Annotated in this window: 18 protein-coding genes and 1 tRNA gene; 2 read left to right on the top strand and 17 right to left on the bottom strand. The window is 31.2% G+C overall.

From position 1 onward, the window contains the following. The first annotated feature begins 359 nt into the window (after positions 1–359). Positions 360–1331, top strand: a complete 972-nt coding sequence (locus tag ACZIYX_RS04755; RefSeq protein WP_462681055.1) for an isoaspartyl peptidase/L-asparaginase family protein — start codon at positions 360–362, stop codon at positions 1329–1331. Between the two features lie 11 nt (positions 1332–1342). Here ACZIYX_RS04755 and ACZIYX_RS04760 read toward each other — a convergent pair whose 3' ends face one another. Further along, positions 1343–2203, bottom strand: a complete 861-nt coding sequence (locus ACZIYX_RS04760) for a cyanophycinase (RefSeq protein ID WP_462681056.1) — start codon at positions 2201–2203, stop codon at positions 1343–1345. Between the two features lie 157 nt (positions 2204–2360). Here ACZIYX_RS04760 and cphA point away from each other — a divergent pair, with 157 nt between their 5' ends. Continuing rightward, positions 2361–5018, top strand: coding sequence for a cyanophycin synthetase (cphA, locus tag ACZIYX_RS04765; RefSeq protein ID WP_462681057.1), 2658 nt, complete (start codon positions 2361–2363; stop codon positions 5016–5018). A 175-nt stretch (positions 5019–5193) separates the two neighbouring features. Here the strand turns inward: cphA and ACZIYX_RS04770 are convergent, their stop codons facing one another. From ACZIYX_RS04770 to ACZIYX_RS04845, 16 genes are all read right to left on the bottom strand, one after another. Then, positions 5194–5514, bottom strand: a complete 321-nt coding sequence (locus ACZIYX_RS04770; RefSeq protein ID WP_462681058.1) for a hypothetical protein — start codon at positions 5512–5514, stop codon at positions 5194–5196. Positions 5515–5727: 213 nt separating this feature from the next. After that, entirely contained in the window at positions 5728–6015 is a 288-nt protein-coding gene (locus tag ACZIYX_RS04775; protein WP_462681059.1) for a DUF3144 domain-containing protein, read from the bottom strand. Between the two features lie 81 nt (positions 6016–6096). Then, complete coding sequence (locus ACZIYX_RS04780) at positions 6097–6411, bottom strand: hypothetical protein (protein ID WP_462681060.1); 315 nt, start codon at positions 6409–6411, stop codon at positions 6097–6099. A gap of 22 nt (positions 6412–6433) precedes the next feature. Further along, positions 6434–7012, bottom strand: a complete 579-nt coding sequence (locus ACZIYX_RS04785) for a nucleoside monophosphate kinase (protein WP_462681061.1) — start codon at positions 7010–7012, stop codon at positions 6434–6436. 141 nt (positions 7013–7153) lie between these two features. Continuing rightward, the gene (locus ACZIYX_RS04790) at positions 7154–8983 is read right to left on the bottom strand and encodes a GmrSD restriction endonuclease domain-containing protein (protein ID WP_462681062.1); all 1830 of its coding nucleotides are present in this window, start codon (positions 8981–8983) and stop codon (positions 7154–7156) included. Between the two features lie 71 nt (positions 8984–9054). Continuing rightward, positions 9055–9480: a hypothetical protein gene (locus ACZIYX_RS04795; protein WP_462681063.1), complete on the bottom strand. Its 426-nt coding sequence runs from the start codon at positions 9478–9480 to the stop codon at positions 9055–9057. 95 nt (positions 9481–9575) lie between these two features. Then, complete coding sequence (locus ACZIYX_RS04800; RefSeq protein WP_462681064.1) at positions 9576–10634, bottom strand: hypothetical protein; 1059 nt, start codon at positions 10632–10634, stop codon at positions 9576–9578. Positions 10635–10737: 103 nt separating this feature from the next. Next, positions 10738–11031: a hypothetical protein gene (locus tag ACZIYX_RS04805; protein WP_462681065.1), complete on the bottom strand. Its 294-nt coding sequence runs from the start codon at positions 11029–11031 to the stop codon at positions 10738–10740. A 257-nt stretch (positions 11032–11288) separates the two neighbouring features. Then, positions 11289–11918 carry a hypothetical protein gene (locus ACZIYX_RS04810; protein WP_462681066.1) on the bottom strand — a complete coding sequence of 210 codons (630 nt, stop codon included), beginning with the start codon at positions 11916–11918 and terminating at the stop codon, positions 11289–11291. Positions 11919–11990: 72 nt separating this feature from the next. Then, complete coding sequence (locus ACZIYX_RS04815) at positions 11991–12224, bottom strand: hypothetical protein (RefSeq protein ID WP_462681067.1); 234 nt, start codon at positions 12222–12224, stop codon at positions 11991–11993. Positions 12225–12238: 14 nt separating this feature from the next. Then, on the bottom strand, positions 12239–12418 hold the full coding sequence (locus tag ACZIYX_RS04820) for a hypothetical protein (RefSeq protein WP_462681068.1): 180 nt from the start codon (positions 12416–12418) through the stop codon (positions 12239–12241). A gap of 4 nt (positions 12419–12422) precedes the next feature. Then, entirely contained in the window at positions 12423–12689 is a 267-nt protein-coding gene (locus ACZIYX_RS04825) for a hypothetical protein (protein WP_462681069.1), read from the bottom strand. 209 nt (positions 12690–12898) lie between these two features. Continuing rightward, positions 12899–13060, bottom strand: coding sequence for a DUF1737 domain-containing protein (locus tag ACZIYX_RS04830; protein ID WP_462681070.1), 162 nt, complete (start codon positions 13058–13060; stop codon positions 12899–12901). A gap of 60 nt (positions 13061–13120) precedes the next feature. Beyond that, positions 13121–13191 (bottom strand) — tRNA-Cys (locus ACZIYX_RS04835). Positions 13192–13401: 210 nt separating this feature from the next. Beyond that, on the bottom strand, positions 13402–14067 hold the full coding sequence (locus ACZIYX_RS04840) for a recombinase family protein (RefSeq protein ID WP_462681071.1): 666 nt from the start codon (positions 14065–14067) through the stop codon (positions 13402–13404). A gap of 566 nt (positions 14068–14633) precedes the next feature. Further along, positions 14634–15212, bottom strand: coding sequence for a DUF3592 domain-containing protein (locus ACZIYX_RS04845; RefSeq protein ID WP_462681072.1), 579 nt, complete (start codon positions 15210–15212; stop codon positions 14634–14636). Positions 15213–15396 lie beyond the last annotated feature (184 nt).

The following is a 15396-nucleotide window of genomic DNA, read 5'->3' on the forward strand; positions in this document are numbered from 1 at the left end:
TCTCTTTTACATCGTTTTATTGAACTTTAGTTAATAAGATCTCTTTGCCAAAATAGAGACTATAAAATTAATTGTAAAAATGATTATCATTGAGGTATGCACAAAAGCTAACCAGTTAAGAGTAAAATGAAAAAACGGATAAATCAAAAACCAGAACAAAGTGGGTGTACGACAAATTTCCCTTTTTGCGTGAAGGATTGTAGTGAAAATCCCACAGTCAGAGCCTTTTTTTGGCGAAGTGCGAGGAATTGTAGCGGAAAGCGTGACAACTGTTCTTACACAGCATACATAAGCTTTGGATATATTTGATCTATTTAATATGAAGCATTACAAATAAGTTTACATTTACAATAAAGCATATGGAGTCAACTAAAAATAAATATGTATTAGTAATACATGGAGGTGTAGGGACAATTATTAAAGAAAATATGAGTACTGAAAAGGAAGCAGCTTATTTAGAAGTTTTAAAAATATCGTTGCTTGAAGGTGAAAAAGTTCTTAGAAATAAAGGTACTGCGATTAAAGCCGTTGAAGCTGCTATAAAGATCATGGAGGATTCTCCATTGTTTAATGCAGGGAAAGGTTCTGTTTTTACAAACGAAGGTAAAAATGAAATGGACGCATCTGTAATGGATGGTGCTACATTAAATGCAGGCGCAGTCGCTAGTGTTACTCACATCAAAAACCCTATTTCAGCCGCTCTCCAAGTTATGCAATATTCTAGTCATATTATGCTAGTGGGAGAAGGAGCCGAGAAATTTGTAAAACAGCAGGGTTGTGATTTTGAGGAGCCTTCCTATTTTTATGATGAAGAACGTTTCCAACAATTGAAGGAGGCAAAGCAAAATAATGAAGTAATTCTGGATCACACTGGAGAGAATAAAGTCTTAGAAGGAAATATTGAAAATGGAGGTAGGAAACTAGGGACAGTTGGTGCAGTGGCATTAGATGATCAGGGAAATTTAGCTGCGGCTACTTCTACAGGTGGTATGACCAACAAGCAGTTTGGTAGAATTGGAGATACACCAATAATCGGAGCAGGAACCTATGCAAATAATACTACCTGCGCAGTATCTTGTACGGGCCATGGTGAATATTTTATTAAGAATGTCGTGGCCTATGATATTTCAGCTTTAATGGAATATAAACAGTACACACTTAAAGAAGCAGCAGCATATGTAATACATGAAAAATTAAAACATCAAAACGGAGAAGGCGGTTTGATAGCTCTTGATAAGAAAGGTAATTACATTATGTCTTTTAACACGGAAGGAATGTACCGAGGAGTGGTAACAACAGACAATAAACCTAAGGTGGAAATATATAAATGATAAAATTTTTATTATATCATTCGCCTTTCAGAAAGAATATAATTATGTCCTTTAGAAAGAACGTGTACGGTTAAATTTTCAATTGATATAGGCTCTCCGTCTTCTATATCTGCAATATTTGTGTATTTAATATTGCCGCCCTCAACGATCATTACCAGTCCAGACCCAATAGCTTCCATGTGGTCTCCATTGGTAATCAACAACCCTGTATCTTCACCTAAACCAATACCAATACCAATAGGGTTGGTTGCAATAGTTTGGCATAGTCTTCCAAATCGTCCTCTTTTAATAAAATGCGTATCAAAAGTTACATCTTCAATAAAACCAAAACCTCTCGATAGTTTTACTTCTCCTTTTAATAATGCTTCTGTACTACTGCCTCCAAATATCATGGTTGTAGACATCGCCATTGCTCCAGCACTCGTACCTGCTACAATAAAATGTTCATTTTGATATCTCTCCATCATTGTTGTTAATAGCTCTGTTCCGCCAAAGATGGTAGTCAATCTTAATTGATTTCCCCCTGTAAATAAAATCCCTGAAGCATGTTTAATTCTATCCAAATATTCTGGGATAAGCGTGTCTTTTCTCGTTTTAATATGAATAACGCCAACATTCTCGTTTCCAAGCTTTTTAAATGCATCTATATAGTGTTGTCCTGTTTCTTCAGGAATTAGCGATGCCGTTGTAATTACTTCTATACGTTTCTTTTTACCAGAAAGCGCTTCTAGTAAACGTCTTAATATACCTTCTTCAAGAAATTTCTCCATTAAATTTTCAGCATTATTCTTGTCATCATCAGGGCCTGTTCCTTTATCAACTGCTCCACCAATAGCAATTAGTATTCCTTTTGGTTTTTTATTACTTATCATTAGCTTTATTGGATTATCTTTGAAAAAGATCCTTTCAAAGAGACAAAGTTAGCATATGACACCTCATATTCTTCATTTTTAATTTATTCTTTTTAAAAGTTACAAATAGCGAAGACAGAGAAATCTCTCTGGGTTCGAATAAATCAAGTTTATTAAGATGAAGATATTAGATATTAAAGTACTCAGAGGACCTAATTACTGGTCAAATAGAAGGCATAAGTTAATTGTGATGAAACTTGACTTAGAGGAAATGGAAGAATTACCCTCTAACAAATTGAATGGATTTTCGGAACGGTTGGAAAAAATGATTCCTTCTTTGTATGAACATCGTTGTTCCGAAGGATGCGAGGGTGGTTTTTTTCAAAGAGTAAAAGAAGGAACCTGGATGGGACATATTGCTGAGCATATTGCCTTAGAAATTCAAATTCTTGCAGGAATGGATTGTGGATTTGGAAGAACAAGAGGAACGGGAGAAATAGGTGTTTATAATGTTGTGTTTACTTATACACAAGAGAACGCAGGGATTTATGCTGCAAAAACAGCTGTAAGAATTGTAGAAGCATTAATTACAGGAGTGCCTTATCAACTAGATTTGGATATTCAAGCCTTAAAAATAATTAGAGAAGAAGATAAATTAGGGCCAAGTACACAATCTATAGTCGATGAAGCTTCTAAAAGAGGAATTCCTTTTATGCGTTTAAATGGAGATTCATTAATTCAATTAGGGTATGGGGTAAATCAAAAGCGTATCATGGCCACCATAACTTGCCAAACCAGTGGTATAGGGGTTGAAATTGCAGGTAATAAAGAAGATACGAAGTACCTTTTAAACAAAGCAGGAGTTCCTGTTCCCAAAGGTAGTATTTCCATGACAGAGGAAGAGCTAATTAATGCATTAGATAGTATTGGTTATCCATGTGTTATTAAACCCATTGATGGGAATCATGGAAAAGGAGCAACTACCAATATCAAAAATATAGAAGAGGCATTAATAGCTTTTAAATTGGCTAAAAAGCATTCAGAAAGAATAATAGTTGAAAAATTTATACAAGGCAATGATTTTAGACTTTTAGTAATCAATCATCGCTTAGTGGCAGCCGCAAAACGCACTCCTGCCCATATAGTAGGTGATGGAAAATCTACTATTAAAAAATTAATAGATAAAGTTAATGCAGATCCCCGTAGGGGTTTTGGGCACGAAAACATGTTAACCGAAATTAAGGTAGATAAGATGACTCAGCATATTTTAAGCACTAAAAATCTTACCATAAAATCCGTATTGCCAAATAAGAAAAAACTCTTTTTGAAAACCACAGCTAATTTAAGTACAGGAGGCACAGCTACTGATGTTACAGATACTGTTCATCCTTATAACAAATTTATGGCGGAGCGTATTTCAAGAATAATTGGATTAGATATTTGTGGTATTGATGTAATGGCTAGTGATTTGGAACATTCTGTAATTGAAACAGGTGGTTCTGTATTAGAAGTGAATGCAGCACCAGGTTTTAGAATGCACCTCGATCCAACCATTGGGTTAGCAAGAAATGTGGCAGAGCCAGTAATAGATATGTTGTATCCAGCAGGGAAAAAGGCTGGAATACCTATTATAGCCATTACAGGAACAAATGGAAAAACTACAACGACTCGTTTAATAGCACACATCATGAAAAGTGCTGGCTTTCAGGTAGGATACACAACATCTGATGGAGTATATGTGCAAAACAGAATGCTTCAGGAGGGTGATTGTACAGGCCCAAAAAGTGCTAAATTTGTACTCAGTGATCCTACAGTAAATTTTGCGGTTTTGGAAACTGCGAGAGGAGGTATTCTAAGAGAAGGTCTCGGATTCAGTCATTGCGATATTGGTGTTGTAACCAATATTACTTCTGATCATTTAGGATTAACAGGAATCCAAACTATAGAGCAAATGGCACGAGTGAAATCAGTAGTTGTGGAAAATGTGCGCCCAAAAGGATATTCGATTTTAAACGCAGATGATGATCTCATTCTAGGCATGATTGAAAATATTACTTCAAAAATTGCACTATTCAGTATGAATAAGAATAATAAACGTGTGCTAGATCATTGCAATGCCGGAGGAATTGCTGCAATTTATGAAAATGGATATATAACAATTAACAAAGGTGGATGGAAAATCCGTATTGAAAAAGTATTGAATATTCCACTTACCTTTTCTGGCAGGGCGATATTTATGATTCAAAATGTTTTACCTGCTGCGTTGGCAGCATTTCTAAGAAATGTGCAACTCGAAGACATCCGTTTGGCTTTGCAGACATTTACACCATCACCTGCTCAAACTCCAGGAAGAATGAACTTGTTTCAGTTCAAGGAATTTGGGGTATTGTTAGATTACGCACATAATCCTTCTGGAATGGAAGCCATAGGTAAGTTCCTGAAAAAAACAATGGGATTTCCTAAAGTTGGAATCATTTCAGGTACAGGCGACAGAAGAGACGAAGACATAATTGAACTAGGAAGAGTAAGTGCCAAAGTATTTGATGAAATAATAATAAGACAAGATCCTGAACTGAGGGGAAGAACATCTCAGGAAATTTTAGATTTATTATTAAAAGGTATTCAGAGTGTTAATAAGAATAAGATGGTAAGCATCGTTCCTGACGAGGCAACTGCAATTAAAAAATCTATTAAAGAGGCTATAAAAGGAAGCTTTATTGTTTTAACCAGTGATGCAATACCTGAGTCTATTCAACTCATTAGAGAATTAAAAGAAAAAGAAGGTGATTTAACAGTTTTGAAAACTGATATACCCAACCTCAATTCAGTTCCTTAATAGTTGTCAAAACTTTAACAGATAAGTAGGTTCAATACTATATTATTTCAAAAAGAAAAAGCCGTAAATTAAGGGTTTTTATTTTATGAAAGGAACTGAGAATCCATAATTTATACTAATTGTATAAACCCAATTAGGCTTATTTCTTATTTATCGTTTATTTAGACTTTGATTATTAAAAGAAAATAGATCCTAATTGTAATAGTGCACCAGCAATTATAATCAAAATTCCCTTTCTTGAATATTTATATTTCTTTAATGTAAATTGACGTTCTAGTCTTCTTATATCATCTATTTTTTTAAAATATTCCTCAAAATCTTTTTTCATGGTTTTTACAAAAATTTCAGGTTCGGATTTATCAAATTCGTTTATCTTTTTTTCTGTTAAATCGATTTTATAATGCAAATACATTAATCCACCTATTTGAATAATTGTACCTATTGCCAAAAGGAATTTTTCAATTGGAAAGTATTGGGCTTGGGCTAAAAAGATCATTTTTTAATTGTTTAAGATTCTTTCAAAATTAATCAATCGAACACATTGATCTAAAAGTCTTAAAATCAAACATATCACAAAAAATGATATCAAAAATATTTTAATATTAAATTAAATTTAAGCAATCGTTTTACTAAACTTTAAGGTAATACTGCATTACTTACCTCTGTAGATGTCACTATGATTTACAAGACACCTTGCTGTATATTTATTTTATTTTTTAGGTTTCATATACTCATCAAAATTGTTAATGTAATCATCAAGATTTTCTTCAAGCATTTTTCGATATTCATCTACAAAATAATTAAGAGTTTCTTTTTTAGCAGATTTCATTTCTTCACTGCTATTCCATCCACAGGCACTCACCCATGAATTAAATCTAGATAAGCCATACATCATTGAAGCACTTACCTTTCCTTTACTTTCGGTATTTAATTGATCATTTGATAGGTTAATATGCTCATCAGCCCGATCATAAAAGTGTTTATCAACTTCCTCCATTTGTGATTATCATTTTTTTAACTTTAATTTTTGTAATTCTTTACAGAAAACTGTGACTTTAGTTATCGTTTTATTGAACTTTTAATTTATTATGTTGAGTAATTTAAATATTCCTAAAACTAAATTCGCTCCCCCAATAATTATTATTGCCCAGGTTAATTCTCTTTGCCTTTTAGAAGATTTTTCTAGGTTTGAAATTAATCTTTTTTGTAGCCTAATATTTAACTCTTTATTACCCTGTTCAATTAATAATGGATAATCATTTGACCTTATAACCGGATTTTTTCTGTAATTATTTTCGACAATTTGTTTTTGAAACTTTGTAATAAGATCCTTTATCAAATCATCAGAACAACCTTCTGGATAATTACTTGGAAAACTAATTACATTATTCATATTTATTAAAATTTTAATCGGTTTATTGAACTTTATTGATTTTATTTAAGATCTGTTGCTCCGTTAAACTTTTCCTTTCTCGGTCTATTTCTATTGTTATTAATTTACTATTCATTTTCATATGTTTAGCAATTGTACCTACATTATCAATGTAGTTCACTATTTTATCTTTTATTGAGTCTTTAGTTATTCCATGTTTCTTATTATGATTTATACTTTCATTATACATTTTTTCCACAGAATAATTCACGTTGTTCAACTTTAAATACCATATACGATTGATAGATATTTTTGAATCAGTAAAATAACTTTTCAATAAGTCGTACTGTTCATTAGTTTTGGGAAATCCTTCAATTAAAAAGTTTGCATTGGTAGAAGCTATTCGTTTTTTAAATAGCTCAATCGTTAATTTATTTGGGACAAGTTTACCTTTTTCAATGTATGAAAGCACTTCTTTACCCATAACACTCTTAGTTTGTATCTCAAATCGAAATAATTTTGATGTATCTATAACTTCAAGGTTAAATACCTCTATTAAATTTTTAGAAAAAAAATCACGTGGTGTGAATGGTTCAGCAAGTAAAATATGACATTCTCTCATTGAGGGTATTTGATTTTATCGTTTTATTAAACTTTTAACGATCTCTGCTATGAGTAGTTGCATAGGTTAGCGTTAAACTTTGCTGGTACACACCAAACTGAAAATTCACGAGGGTTTTCAAAAGCATGCGAGAACAGTCAATTACCTAGCAACAATGTAGGGCGTTTTTTCTTGTTCCGTATTTTCTCGTATTATTTTCTTTAACAACTTTTCTCTCTCCTGAATGTACTGCTTAAAGTTTTCAAATTTCAAGTCAACTGATTCAGGTATTAAAAGTGTGTTTCTTATTCCAAGGTTATGTTTCTCTTGTTCTTCTATCCAATTCTTTAATTCTGATTTGTTCTTAGATTTATTCTGTTCTTCTGAAAGTAAGGCCAAATTCAACACAGTATTCCAATGGCTATGATAGAACTCAACGTCTTCTTCGTCTTTTAGAAAGCTGAAATTTGAATTTTCAAATTGACTTCTTGGATGTAGGTGGTCAATATTCGGATTCTTAAACTCAAAATTGAATTTTGGAAATAGAAGTGACAATACATAAAAGCTATCTACGCTATCATAAGAGGTTCTAAGGATATTCTCTAATTTTTCTTCGTCCATCAAGAAGCTACGATTAGTACCTTTGAACTTATCTCTCAATTGAGTTAATGGAAAATTACCTTCATAGTTTTTTTCAATCACTTGCTTTATTGATTTTAAAAACCCATCTGAACTACCACCAAATAGCTTATTCAAAAGCGAAAGATGAAGGTAATTTTTAATGATTGACTTATTACTAATGTGCTTATTATCTTTGTTAATGTCGTTTGAACAATTTTTTAGGTATATGTAGTAGATTATTGGAATAACCGCATTTTTTGACCGTAGAGAATGGTTATTAAAAGATAGTGATTTCACAAGCTCAAAGCTTGATTTGATACTCCTTGTTATTTTTCCCCATTCAGATTTTATTTTCTGAATAGTTTCTCCTTGAAAGTTTTTTAACGCAAATCTGATATCCGCTGAGAATAGAACCAAGCAAGTTTTTAAAACAAAATCTTGATTAATTCCAAATCCAATGTATTCTACTTGTCTGATTAATTCGTCAATTTCTTCACGTGCACCTTTTGTAGATTTTCCTGATTCCCAAGATGCTGTTATAATTGACATTAATAAGTCAGCAAAAGAAAGTGTAGTCCCACCTGAATTAGTTCTTATAAACTCATAAAGTACTTTGTCAAAATCTTGATTCTTTTCTAAGAAAAAATTTATTATTGGTTTTTCGTTTGTTAGCTTGTAAAGCTTTAACAATGTTTCTCCTGGAAAACCACCAATATCAAGGTTGTTTTTTGAAAGGTAAGTAATTACGCTGTGTTCGTTTTGGAATTTCAGAATTTCTCCAACTTCAAACCAAAAGCATTCAACTTCGTGTCTTTTTCCTTCTTCATCAAAGATTACTTTTGTTTTTTTTGTGTTTTGTTGTTCGTGTTCATTATAGACGAGGAAGCGAAAATCGTAAACTTTTTTTTCTTCATCGTTTATAATTGGATTCAGAATATCTAAGTATAATTTCCTACTTGGATAATCTCGCTCATCTTTTTGATATTTCTTTTTTCGGTATACATACTTTTTGTAAGCATACGTTCCTTTTAAACCTATATAAAGACTATTCAATCGCTGTTGTCCATCAATTACAGCTTTAAAATCTTTGTATCCATTTGTGTTTCTTTCTTCATTGTTTCCGCCTTTGTATTCGATATATTTTCTTAAAAAATCGTAGAAACGAAACTGATTTTTAATGTTTGCATCAGTTACTGACCAAAACATAAATGTGTTTATCGGATAATCTTGCATAATTGAGTCAAAGAGAAATTCAATTTGTCTTGTATTCCAAACAAATCGTCTTTGAATTGAAGGAAGAAGCAGGTCTCCTGAATCAATATTATCTATTGCTTCTTTTACAGTTATAGCTTTTTCTAATTCGTTTGCCATATTATTTCAATATTTCTTTGCGCTTCAATGTTTTTTTAAATGCCCTACAACAATCGTTTTATTCAACTTTATTAATCATCAGTTATAATATCATTTATCAAATCCTTTATTTCATCAATAACATCATTATCCGCTTTTTTGTGACTTAGACTATCTAAGCAAATGTCCAAAACTTTGATTCCACCAATCTTTTCTTGACCGCTATTATGAATTCTTCGTAGCATAGTAATAGTTATTTCAGTTGGTTTTCTCTTTATAGATTTTAGTAAATCAATTTCGTAGTCTTTTACACTTTCTATACTGTGCAAAATAGCCCAAAATACACCAGCCCCATCCTCATTAGGAAATCTCTCAAAAATTTTGAATAAGTTTTTAATCCCATTTGGTAATTCATTGGTTTCTTGAAGTTCAATAAGTAAATCGTCTAATTTTAACCAAATACCATCATCAGGTATAAAGTTATCGATATTAATTAATATTTCAGATAATTTGCGCATATGGCTTTTTAAAACATATTAGAAATCCTTATCGTTTTATTGAACTTTTAATTTAATATCACTCACGAAAAACATTTTCCCGTTATCTAGGTTTATTATTTAAGCTTGATACTTCCAGCTACAAAATAGTTTGGCTTACTACCCACACCATCTTGATAATTCCAATCGACACCAACAGTTAAAAAAGAGGGTGCATTAAATTTACGGTAAACACCACCATCTTTTTCTTTTCTCTCAGAATTTAGCAAGGAACTTGAAAGCAGTCCTAAGGCTATCCCAGCGTTCCATCTTGGTTTATCCTCTTCAAATACACTTACCCCAGCATAAGGGATTGGAGATAAAATAGGTAGTTTCCAAAAAGAAGATTCAGGAACAAAAGGGGATGAGATAGATAAGTTTGCGGAACTAATATTATTCTCAATAGTTCCGTATTTACCATCAAAACTTGTACTACTTGTAAATGTCACATCAGCGTCTGTTGCTGTATTAGAGTTAAGTAAATAGTTCTGTAACTTCGTAGAATTGTAATCTACAATATTTATTTCACCATTGAAACTTGGAATCCAACTATATTTAAAATCTACCTCATCTCTGTATCTAAAGATATACAAACTATACCCCCCTTTAATCAGGAGTTTATCTGGTGTAGCAGTTTGTATGTCATCCCTTACAGGATCAACGTTTTTAAACTTATCCTGTTGGTAACTTAACCCTACAGTCCAAGCTTTTAACTTATGGGGATTATACTTTGTGGTATCTGCTGCTAGATAAATTTCACTAAATGAATGTTGAAATGTTGCACCTACAACAAATCCATTTTTTTCCTTAAAATCAAAACTATTTAAATTAAGAAAACTACTTGAATTTGTAATTCCTAAATTGATAAAAAATGTGTTGTGCTTCTCGGCAGATTTAATTTCCGGGTATTTTACATATTCATATGGAGTCGACCAACTTAAAAATCCAAGTTTAAACTGACCTTCAACTTTTCCACCGTTAAGTTCTACTGTTTTCACTTGTCCATCATAAAATTGGGCAACAGTAGTTTTATTACTATTTATTACCTGACATATTATCAACGATGGAATTAAAAAGGTAAATAATAATACAAGTTTTTTCGTACTTTTTGGTTTGGTTAGATTTAGTTGAATCATTCTTCTAATTTTATTTATCGGTTTATTGAACTTTTAAACTTATACTACGCAAAACTTATCGTTTTTTTGAACTTTAATTTTTAGGTTATACTACTTTTTATAATCACTTATGCCAATTTATTTTGTCCGCTATTCTCTTTGGACATAAAACAATAACTGATTTTTCACTTTTTAGAAACTTTGGTTCTTTATCAATTAGTAATTCAAGAGCAAGAGAACTTACCTCTTGATTGTTTTCTGGATGGTCAATATGAAGAGACCACTCATCATTTAGGTCATAAACTATTCTACCAACATTTACTTCTCCGTTTTGAATCTGTAAAATGGGTGTTCCAGATTCGATGAAAGGATCTGTTTTTCCAGTAGCATATACTTTTATTTCAGTTAGCTCTTTCATTTTTCAATCGTTTTATTGAACTTTGTTATCCCATAAAATTAACCCAATTCCTATTATTATTAAAATTGGCCCTGAATAGAGCAAAAAATGTTGTCCTGCCCAATGTAAAATTCTGAATATAATACCACCAAACAAAAATAACATACCTATGGGTAATATTATTAATGAGCAAACTTTTCTCCAAGTCATAGTTTTATTGAACTTTAACATCTCTTGTAAATCAGTATGTATACAACAAATTGTTGGTATTCGTTTTATTACATTTTCCATTTCAAATCCTCAGTCAAGAATTTTTCATATTCTGTATTCCCTTTTACCTTTTTAATTAAACTATCTGTATCTTTTGGAATTGGTTTAAATCTAAATCCCAGGCTACCAATTGCCAATTTATAAAAATATAGTTCGATAATATTATTAGAGGTTTTAGCTTTATTATAAATCTCAATTTTTAATTGAGATATGTCTACTTCCTCAAACCCTAACCAATAATATAGTTTAGAAATTCCAATTCGTTCAATTAAAGTTCCGTGCTTAAATTTATTTATCAACCAATTCATTGTGGCATTTCTTTTTTTACTTCTTATACACGGTCTAAGAAATATTCGGTTAAAGCTAGGGTCAGAATAATTAACTCCGGTTTGGAGCATATTTTCCATCAAATCCAATCCGAAATCAGAATAAAAATAGAGTAAATCTGCTACAAAATACATAGACATCCAATCTTGATCATCTTTCATTAAATAGTAAATGAGTTGATCCTCTTGCTCATTTGATAGCGTAGAGTGTTTAATTTTAAATAAGGATAGTAGCTCATCATCCCTTTCATAATCAGGGTTATTAAACTGCCCTCTCTCAATGTATTTTATATATAATTCCTGAGTTGTCATAATGAACACTAATAATGAAATAAAAAAATCTTTATTTATCGTCTAATCATGTTATTGAACTTTAATTATCTTTTATAATCTTAAAAGTGTCAGATTTTTCCTGCTTATTTCTTCTTTAATCTCATGAAGTGCTTTAATTAAATTATCTATTTCTTCAGCATCAATTAACATTTTTTCACCAACGGGATGTTGTAATTCCGTTTCCATTCTAATCTCAACTTCTAAAGATTTATTGCTAGAACCAAATTGTAAATACAAATGATGATCATCATCGCTATTTTCTTGACCTATAAATTTATATTTCATCGTTTTATCGAACTTTAATTTTTTAGTCTTTCCTCTACATGCCCAATTGCTATTCCTGCTATATTAGAAATTTCTCTTGCAGCATTTAAAGTATACTGATCTTCTGAATAATTATTTATATTTTCTGATTGATACTCAATCTGTTTTAGGTTTTTTAATAAGTAGTTGATTATTTCTAAGTATTTATTTTCCATCGGTTTATTGAACTTTAGGTTCTACTATTTTTATTAGATAATCTATCAACTCTATTGCAGTTAATTGACTCATTTTTTCTTCTAAAGAATCTTTAATTGCTTTCAATTCGGTTTTATTAGATTCCTTCCTGATTAAACCATCTAATATTTTTTTAAATATCGCAACACCATCTTTTGATGTCTCTGGCACAAATACAAAATCATATACTGTAGCTCTTGCATCTTCATGGTCAGAACCTAATGCATATTTAGCAAGAGATTCATATCTCATTGTTGGATCAAGACTATCGGAGTGTAAAATATATTCCATCGTTTATTTAGACTTTAATGTGTTTCAAAATACTTGTTTATATAATTGATATCGGAATCATCTAAATAGTTAATTCCTTTTTCTTTTAACCTGGTCCATTCTTTTTTTGTTAATCCCATTGATGAAACTAGAGATTCAATAGAATATCCTCTTGGTCCAGGAGTGATCGGTTATTCAGACTTTAAAATTAAAGCCTGAGCAAAGATACCAAAACCGGTACCTGTAGCATCAACACAAATTCCACCTTGTAGAATCCAACCTTCATTTAAAAGTGATTGTACGGTCGATTCTATTTTAGATATTGAACTCTCTTTTACAATTTTGTATTTCATATTTATAATCGTTTATTTATACTTTAAGTCAATTCTTTTTATTACTTGAAATTCATTTCGAGGCATCGAATGGATTCGAACCATTATAAAGACTCTTGCGGAGTCTTGCCTAGCCATTCAGCCACAATGCCATAAACTATTATTTTTTTTAGTTATCATTTTTCATATTATAGTCTTGCAATATCAATAATTTATCAACGAGTTAATTACGGTTTTCCACAGTGGTTGTTTTTTTTGAATAAAACACCCCATACCCAGAGTTAAACTGAATATGGGGTAATAAGTTTTTACGTTGCTTCTAAATTACTAAAAAAATTAAAAAATAGAATTAATTTCCCCGTTTATTTAAAATGTTTAGAACAACAAGCATTATCGAAATCTTGATCTTTATCCCAAAACATAGCTTTACAAACAATGCAATTCCTGCGACCACGATAAGCTAGATATTTGTATAAAGTGGCTTTTGAATTAATATCGACCAGTTTCATAATTTCAGCAATAGAAAGCTGATTTTTTTCATCCCGGTAATAGTTCTCTGCCAAAATGGATTTTGTTTCGGCTTTTTTACTTAGTCCCTTTCGTCTGCCAATTACAGCGCCTCTTCTCCGTGCACTTTCCTGTCCAGCTAATGTTCTCTCCACAATAATATTGCGTTCCATTTCGGCAACAGCACTAAAAATGGTTAGCACAAATTTTCCATAGGCAGATGTTGTATCAATAAAAGGTTCTTGTAAACTTCTAAAACCCACTTCTAATTGTTCAAATTCATCAACAAGTTTTAGCATATGCGAAACACTCCTAGCGATTCGATCCATCTTCCAAACAATGACTACATCTTCTTCACGTAACTTGCTTAAAAGTAAATCAAGGTTTTTTCGATTTGCTTTTGCTCCGGAAGAAACATCATTATAAATATTCTTTTCTTTTACTCCTGCTTTCAGCAAAGCGTCGATTTGCAAATCAAACTTTTGGGAAGGAGTACTAATACGTGCATATCCAAATAACATAATAGTTCATTTAAGTGTTATTTCGCAAACTTAGAAAATGAACCGTTTTATTGAACTTGATAGGTTGTATACCTCGGTTTCTAACCAATAGGTCAATAAAACCACCAGTTTATTAACCCTTATGTTAGGAGCCGTGTCTATAAGTAACAAACCAGAAATATTAGAAAAAGTGTTCCTGTTTTCTTTACGATTTTAGAGATTAATTCAATCGTATTTTCAAAATCTTATATCTTTCTTTTTATTATCAAAGACGTAATTCCCTCTTTATAATTAACGGTTCTAATATACTAAGTTCTGGTATTATCAGAATCCAATAATATTTGTAGATATTTAGAAATAAAGAAGAAATAAAAGACAGCCTTCAAATAATGAATTCCAAAATTATCCTTGTAGATAATCCTATATAGTTTTTATTCAAAAATCTAAATTATAATATTTGAATTATCATAAAAAAAGAAGCTACAAATGGGTATATAGTGATCTAGAATATTATAGCAAAAATAGAATAACTTGTTAGATAGTAATACAGCTATAATTTAAAAACTACCATTGCACCACTATAGCATTTATTGAAATAATGGTTTTAATATATAATATGCAAAATAAGTTAACCCGATTCCAAATATCAACCCCATAAAAATTGGTAATAATATTTCTTTTTCAAATCTATTCTCTAAACAAGCTACTCTTGGGTTACCAGGATTAAAGTATACAGTAATAGGTCTCCCTATCCAAACTTTTATATTTTTTTCAGCATCCAAAAAGTTAGGGTATTTTCTATAATCCCCATACTTTTTCGGAAATTTAGACATAGGCTTAAATTCCTTTTGGTATAAGGAATCCGAGGCTAGAGTTTGATTAGATTCATATTTTTTCCCGTTCACAGAATAGGTATAGGTCTTTTTTAGAACAAATTCAAAGCTTACTGGGTCTTCTGATCCTCCTCCAAATTTTATAAATCTAATTTCTGAATCTATCACTTTCCCAATGGTAGGCTTCCAATTTCTACTACTTAACATTCGTATAGCTCCAACAATTCCAGTAATAAACAACCAATAAGCAAAATATAAAAACAGTGGTAAGCATATACAAATAAAAATTGTTGGGATTACGTCAAAATTCCAATTTTCAAAATCTATTTTCATATTGGTACTTTTTTTAGGTATGCTTATTTGTAGTGTTTAGGTCGAAAGGTAAATATAGTGCATCTTAATGAACCCCAAAAAAAATAAATTTTCTATAGAGTTCGTTTTATTGATAAGCGATAGCTTCCTATTTTAAAGATATCTATTAAAAACATCCTGAATTCTTATATAACCACTAACTATT

Source organism: Aquimarina sp., from assembly GCF_977115655.1.